4 protein-coding genes are annotated in these 6,401 nt (G+C 46.0%); 3 read left to right on the top strand and 1 reads right to left on the bottom strand.

From position 1 onward, the window contains the following. Positions 1-1,468, bottom strand: a 1,468-nt coding sequence (locus RMO84_RS19805) for a radical SAM protein (protein ID WP_310490158.1), incomplete at its 3' end; no start/stop codon positions are given. Between the two features lie 246 nt (positions 1,469-1,714). Here RMO84_RS19805 and RMO84_RS19800 point away from each other — a divergent pair. The 3 genes from RMO84_RS19800 to ileS all read left to right on the top strand — a co-directional run. Then, positions 1,715-1,957, top strand: a complete 243-nt coding sequence (locus tag RMO84_RS19800; protein ID WP_310490157.1) for a photosystem I reaction center subunit IV — start codon at positions 1,715-1,717, stop codon at positions 1,955-1,957. Positions 1,958-2,057: 100 nt separating this feature from the next. After that, the gene (locus RMO84_RS19795; RefSeq protein WP_310490156.1) at positions 2,058-2,921 is read left to right on the top strand and encodes a DNA-formamidopyrimidine glycosylase; all 864 of its coding nucleotides are present in this window, start codon (positions 2,058-2,060) and stop codon (positions 2,919-2,921) included. A 912-nt stretch (positions 2,922-3,833) separates the two neighbouring features. Further along, the coding region (gene ileS, locus RMO84_RS19790) for an isoleucine--tRNA ligase (protein ID WP_310490155.1) at positions 3,834-6,401 on the top strand (2,568 nt) is incomplete at its 3' end.

The following is a 6,401-nucleotide window of genomic DNA, read 5'->3' as shown; positions in this document are numbered from 1 at the left end:
CACGTAACTCCTTAAATGCGCGACGAAAACTCCCGATCGAATCCCCATAATTGCGGGTAAGTTCGAGTAAGTATGATAACCGTCGATCGCCTCTCGAAATTATCGCTTGAATTACCGACCAATTATAACTCTCAGGTCGAAATTCTATCCCATTCGGCGTCAGTTGCTTTTGCAGTATCTTCAATCTTTTATCTGCTTCTTTATTCACCCCGAACCATTGAAACGGCGTGTGAGCCTTGGGCACGAAGGTACTGCATCCAAAAGTTAAGCGCAAACCTGGAACTGCTTTTTTAAGCGATCGTAACATTGTCACCGTCTCATCGATATCGATACTCTCTTCACCTGGAACCCCTGCCATTCCATAGAGTTTTAATCCTTTCAAGCCACCAGCTTTAGCATTAGCCGCAGCTTGAAATATTTCATTGGTTTCGAGCTTCTTATTGACGATCTTTCTAATCCGTTCTGAGCCGCTTTCTACCGCGATCGTTAAAGATTTACTATCGCGCTGGGATAATATTTCAGCTAATCGAACGGTAACTGTATTCGTGCGAACTGAAGATACACTCAACCGGACATCGTCATATTTAGGTTGAGCCAGGTGTTCTAGTAATGCGGGGAATTCTGGATGTTGAGTTACCGACGCACCGAGTAATCCCAGTCTGTTAGTAACTTTTAAGCCATTATCGATCGCCGGAATTAGCGATTCTTCTACACTAGCCACCCGAAATGGTAACGTCAGATAGCTTGCCAAGCAAAAGCGACACATTTCGGGGCAACTCCGAACGACTTCGACCATAAAAATACTTTCCCAGGCGGCTTTTTCGGTGACGACACTGGAGACAGAAAGAGTATTACCGCGATAGGTTTGTTTAGTAATAGTTGTGGGGATGTTACTGTCGATCGGGCTAATGCTAACAATTAGATTTTCGTCATATTCAACTGTATATAAGCTGGGAATATAAATTCCAGGTACTCGCGCCAAACGTTTGAGTTTAGTGACTCGATCGGCTGTTCTGACTTCCTGATATGCATTAATAAAATTACCGAGTAAATCTTCACCATCGCCGACTAAAACGACATCAAAGAAGTCTGCAAACGGTTCGGGATTGGCACTAAGAACTGGCCCACCACCGAAAACTAGCGGATCTTTGTTTCCACGATCGCTACTCCGCAATGGAACTTCTAGCAACTCCAATAAATTGAGAATATTCACGTAATCCAATTCCCAAGACAGCGAAAACCCGACCAACTCTGGCGATCGCGGTAATGACTCGCGGACATCTGTAAATAACCGATAAACATCCACATCCGATCGCATGGCTAAAGTCGCCCACACCACCTGGTAGCCCAAGCTCGTAATCCCAACTGTATAAGTGTTGGGAAAAGCAAAGATCGTCGGAATCGCATCTCGATCGGGCGATGCAGGCGTGAATAGCAGGTGTTCGGAGTCGAAGACAGAGTTGGACACTGTTTAGGGGATAGGGGATAGGGGATAGGGGATAGATAGTACAGGTATTGTGAGAAGAGCAATACTTTAGAACGCAGTTCCAAAACCTAATCCCTATCCCCTAATCCCTAATCCCTATCCCCTAATTTGTTTAAGCTTTGTTACCTTGTGTCAAAAAGATGGCGGAATTTGCCGAAAATAGGTGCGATAGCTAATTGTGGCTGAATCCTTTTTAAAAACCAGTTACTCCAAACAGGAAAAGTAATTATGGCACTTCAACGTGGTTCAAAAGTTCGTGTCCTCCGTCCGGAATCATACTGGTTCCAAGACATCGGCAGCGTAGTCTCGATCGACCAAAGCGGCATCAAGTATAACGTAATCGTGCGTTTTGACAAGGTTAACTATAGTGGTTTCAGCGGTAATGCTGGAGGCGTCAATACCAATAACTTTGCAGTGAGCGAGTTGGTGGAAGTCTCTGCACCCGCAGCTAAAAAAGCTGTGGCCACATAGACAACACCACGACTGGCGACTGAGGGGGCGATCGGTCTATACTGATCTCGGTTAGTGAGATTCTAACGTACTCCCTAGTTACCAGTCTAACCATTAATTAATGCCAGAATTACCTGAAGTTGAAACAGTTCGTCGCGGGTTAGATCGATACACACTCGATCGAGCGATTACTGGCACAGAAGTATTACTACCACGCACGATCGCGTCTCCAGATACGCCAGCAGAGTTTGACTTTGGACTCCACAATACCAAAATCGAGACTTGGCACCGACGCGGCAAATATCTATACGCACAATTAGTCTCAACCAAAGCACAAAAGCCTGCGGGATGGTTGGGGGTGCATTTACGCATGACGGGGCAATTGCTGTGGGTAGAAAGCCGGACAGAGCTGCATAAGCACACCCGCGTGCGGCTGTTCTTGGGCAAAGATTGGGAGATTAGATTTATCGATCAGCGCACCTTCGGACAGATGTGGTGGATTCCCCCTAGCAAACAGCCGGAACAGGTGATGACAGGGATGGGGAAATTAGGGCCTGAACCATTCGATCCGGCATTTAGTATCGAGTATTTTGCCGCTAAACTTCAGAAGTCCCAGCGCAATATTAAAACTGTCATCCTCGATCAAAACTTAGTGGCTGGGTTGGGCAATATCTATGCTGATGAAGCTTTATTCATGAGCAAAATCAATCCAAATACACCCGCGAACCAACTGACGATCGCCCAGATCGAGCTATTACGCGAGTCCGCGATAAATGTCCTCCAAACCTCGATCGATAGTGGTGGCACCACTTTTAGTAATTATCTCAGCGTTGAGGGCACCAACGGCAATTATGGGGGCATGGCGTGGGTTTACAATCGTACCAAGCAACCCTGCCGCGTCTGTGACACGCCGATCGAGAAAATCAGGTTAGGCGGTAGAGGGACGCACTATTGTCCTCAGTGTCAAGAGATCGATCGAGCTTAACTTAGCTGCAGCTCATAGCAAGACTGCCACAATAGATTAAAGCACCGGATTTAGATAAGCGATCCTGACACCAGTTGCAGAACCTAACTCCTATTAGATATCGGGAGTTTCGATGCATGCTCCATCAAGCTACATTAATAGGATGGCAAAGGTAGCTAATCTAAAGCTAATGTTTCTGTTTAAATAACAGTAAGGAAGGATATTTTACTACAACTCATCACTTAAAGGTATGACTGTCAAAGCAAGAAACATCAAACAATTAAACATTAAAATACCCAACCAAGAGTTGTCAATCTTAGAAGAATTCACAGAGAGAACGGAAAGAACCAAAACAGACGTTATTCGCGAATTTATCAGAGCTTTACAAACTAAAAATTAATTGTAGAGTGGGAACCGATCGTCTCGATCTGGGGAAGTTCGGGTTGGGTAATAGCAATTTAAATTTCGCTTTATACTAGCAACGATAACAACTTAGTTCAGCCGCGATTAGAAAGCTTTCAGCAGTCGTCGCTCTACTATTGTTGCGATCGCTTGCTAATTTTTTTATCGATAACTTCGATGGGCGTTTGGAGATTCCGGAGATCGATACTTATTTGCTTCAATAGCTGAAGGTTATTTTTTGTAGATGAGGCGTAGTAGAGCTTAACTTGTAAATCCACTATTTCTAGGTCGATCGTATTCTTGATACTCGGCGATCGAGCTAACAAAAAATATGAGCATCTCGATCTGGATTTAACATCTAGCTTCAAATTGCAACAATCGCAATCTCTGAAAGTTTCTTTACCTGTATTCGATATCGATCGATTCAGATTTATCTGGATACCTCGCATCGATCGCATCCCTCAACATTCAGCCATGCCCCCACCCATCAGCCTATAATATACGGATACAAACAATCGAGCATTTACTACTGTGACAGCAACTGGAAGTTACAAAAACACCGTAAACCTACCCCAGACTAAGTTTGACATGCGAGCTAACGCTGTCATTCGCGAACCCGAACTGCAAAAATTCTGGGCAGACGAGCAAATTTTTGAACGACTGTCACAGTCTAATCCTGGCGAAATTTTTGTGCTGCATGATGGCCCGCCATATGCTAATGGCGCGTTGCACATGGGTCACGCACTCAATAAGACGCTCAAAGATATCATCAATCGTTACCAACTGCTCAAAGGCCGTAAAGTACGCTACGTACCGGGCTGGGATTGTCACGGATTGCCGATCGAGCTAAAAGTGATTCAAGACATGAAGCCAGCGGAACGATTGAGCTTGACTCCACTAGAATTGCGTCAAAAAGCCGCCGCATTTGCGCTGAAAACAGTTGAAGAACAGAAGATCGGCTTTAAACGCTTGGGTGTCTGGGGCGAATGGGATAAGCCCTATCTGACGCTGCAACCGGAATATGAAGCCGCTCAAATTGGCGTGTTTGGGCAAATGGTTTTGAAAGGCTACATCTATCGCGGGTTAAAACCCGTGCATTGGAGTCCTAGTTCTAAGACGGCTCTAGCCGAAGCAGAACTAGAATATCCCGAAGGACACGTTTCGCGGAGTATTTTTGCTGCATTTAAAGTCACTCACGTTACCGATGCAGCCAAAGCAATTTTAGAACCATTTCAGGACGATCTGGCTGTCGCGATCTGGACGACTACGCCGTGGACGATTCCGGCAAACTTGGCTGTGGCTGTCAATCCCGAACTCAGCTATGCGATTGTTGAGGTCAGCGGACGCGAAGATAACAAGTATGAAGGCTGCAAATACGCGATCGTCGCTGCGGATATGGTTGATGGATTGGCTGCTAAACTCAATCTCAACCTGACACCTAAATCGGTAATTAGAGGCTCTGAATTAGAACACTGCACCTATAAGCATCCACTATTCGATCGTGAAAGTCCGGTGATTATCGGTGGTGACTACATCACGACAGAATCGGGGACTGGTTTGGTACATACCGCACCAGGGCACGGACAAGAAGACTATATCGTCGGCTTGAAATACGGTCTGCCGATTCTCGCGCCGGTAGATGGTGATGGTAACTTCACCGAAGAAGCGGGTGAATTGTTAAAGGGTGAGAATGTTTTAGGGAATGGTAACGAACTAGTAATTCAAGACCTAATCGAAAAGAATGCGCTTCTAAAAGAAGAACCCTACGCCCATAAATATCCCTATGATTGGCGGACTAAAAAGCCAACGATTTTCCGCGCGACCGAACAGTGGTTTGCATCGGTGAAAGGATTTAAAGAAGCCGCACTTAAGGCAATTTCGGAAGTCGAATGGATTCCCGCTCAAGGTGAAAACCGGATTACGCCAATGGTTGCCGAACGATCTGACTGGTGTATCTCCCGTCAACGCAATTGGGGCGTACCGATTCCCGTCTTTTACCATAACGAAACTAACGAGCCGTTACTTACAGAAGAAACCATCAATCACGTTCAAAATATCTTCCGCGAACGTGGTTCGGACGCGTGGTATTCGATGTCTGTTGAGGAATTATTACCCGAATCACATCGACATCATGCACATAGCTATCGGCTGGGAACAGACACGATGGATGTTTGGTTTGATTCTGGATCCTCATGGGCAGCAGTAGCGCAACAACGCGATAATTTAACCTATCCAGCCGATATTTATCTCGAAGGCTCCGATCAACATCGGGGGTGGTTCCAATCTAGTCTCCTTACGAGCGTTGCTAATAACGGCATCGCGCCGTTTAAAACCGTCCTGACTCACGGCTTTGTGCTAGATGAAAAAGGCGAGAAGATGAGTAAATCATTGGGGAATATCATCGATCCAATGGTAGTCATGGATGGTGGTAAAAACCAACAAAAAGATCCGGCTTACGGAGCCGATCTCGTCCGCTTATGGGTGTCATCTGTAGACTATGCTACTGAAGTCAGAATTGGCCCCAATGTCCTCAAACAACTATCAGATGCTTCTCGCAAAATTCGGAATACAGCCCGATTCTTATTGGGCAATATCCACGATTTCGATCCGGCTAAAGATGCCGTGCCCTATGCCGAATTAGCCGAACTCGATCGATACATGCTGCACCGGATGAATGTGGTATTGAGCGAAATCACCGAAGCATTCGATCGCTATCAATTCTTCAAATTCTTCCAGATCGTCCAGAATTTCTGTATCGTCGATCTGTCCAATTTCTATCTAGATATCGCCAAAGATCGGTTGTACATCAGCGCGCCGACATCCTTCCGTCGCCGCAGTTGTCAGACTGTCCTGGCTATTATCCTCGAAAATCTCACCCGCGCGATCGCTCCCGTCCTCTGTCACATGGCCGAAGATATTTGGCAGTATTTACCCTATCCAACCGCTCACAAATCGGTATTTGAGTCTGGCTGGGTCAAACTCGATCCTCAGTGGTTGCAGCCCGATCTAGCCCTCACTTGGGATAAGATTCGCGATCTGCGCACAGATGTCAACAAGGTGATGGAACAGGCACGGACTGATAAGGCGATCGGTTCTTCA

Origin of the sequence: Chamaesiphon sp. VAR_69_metabat_338 (genome assembly GCF_031423935.1) — a bacterium.
Taxonomy (GTDB): domain Bacteria; phylum Cyanobacteriota; class Cyanobacteriia; order Cyanobacteriales; family Chamaesiphonaceae; genus Chamaesiphon.
Note: the sequence above shows the minus strand (reverse complement) of the source record. Positions and strands in the feature narration are given on the sequence as shown.

Excerpts from the sequence above, each read along its gene's own strand:
- RMO84_RS19800 (WP_310490157.1), top strand. The coding sequence starts at position 1,715 with ATGGCACTTCAACGTGGTTCAAAAGTTCGTGTCCTCCGTCCGGAATCA.
- RMO84_RS19795 (WP_310490156.1), top strand. The coding sequence starts at position 2,058 with ATGCCAGAATTACCTGAAGTTGAAACAGTTCGTCGCGGGTTAGATCGA.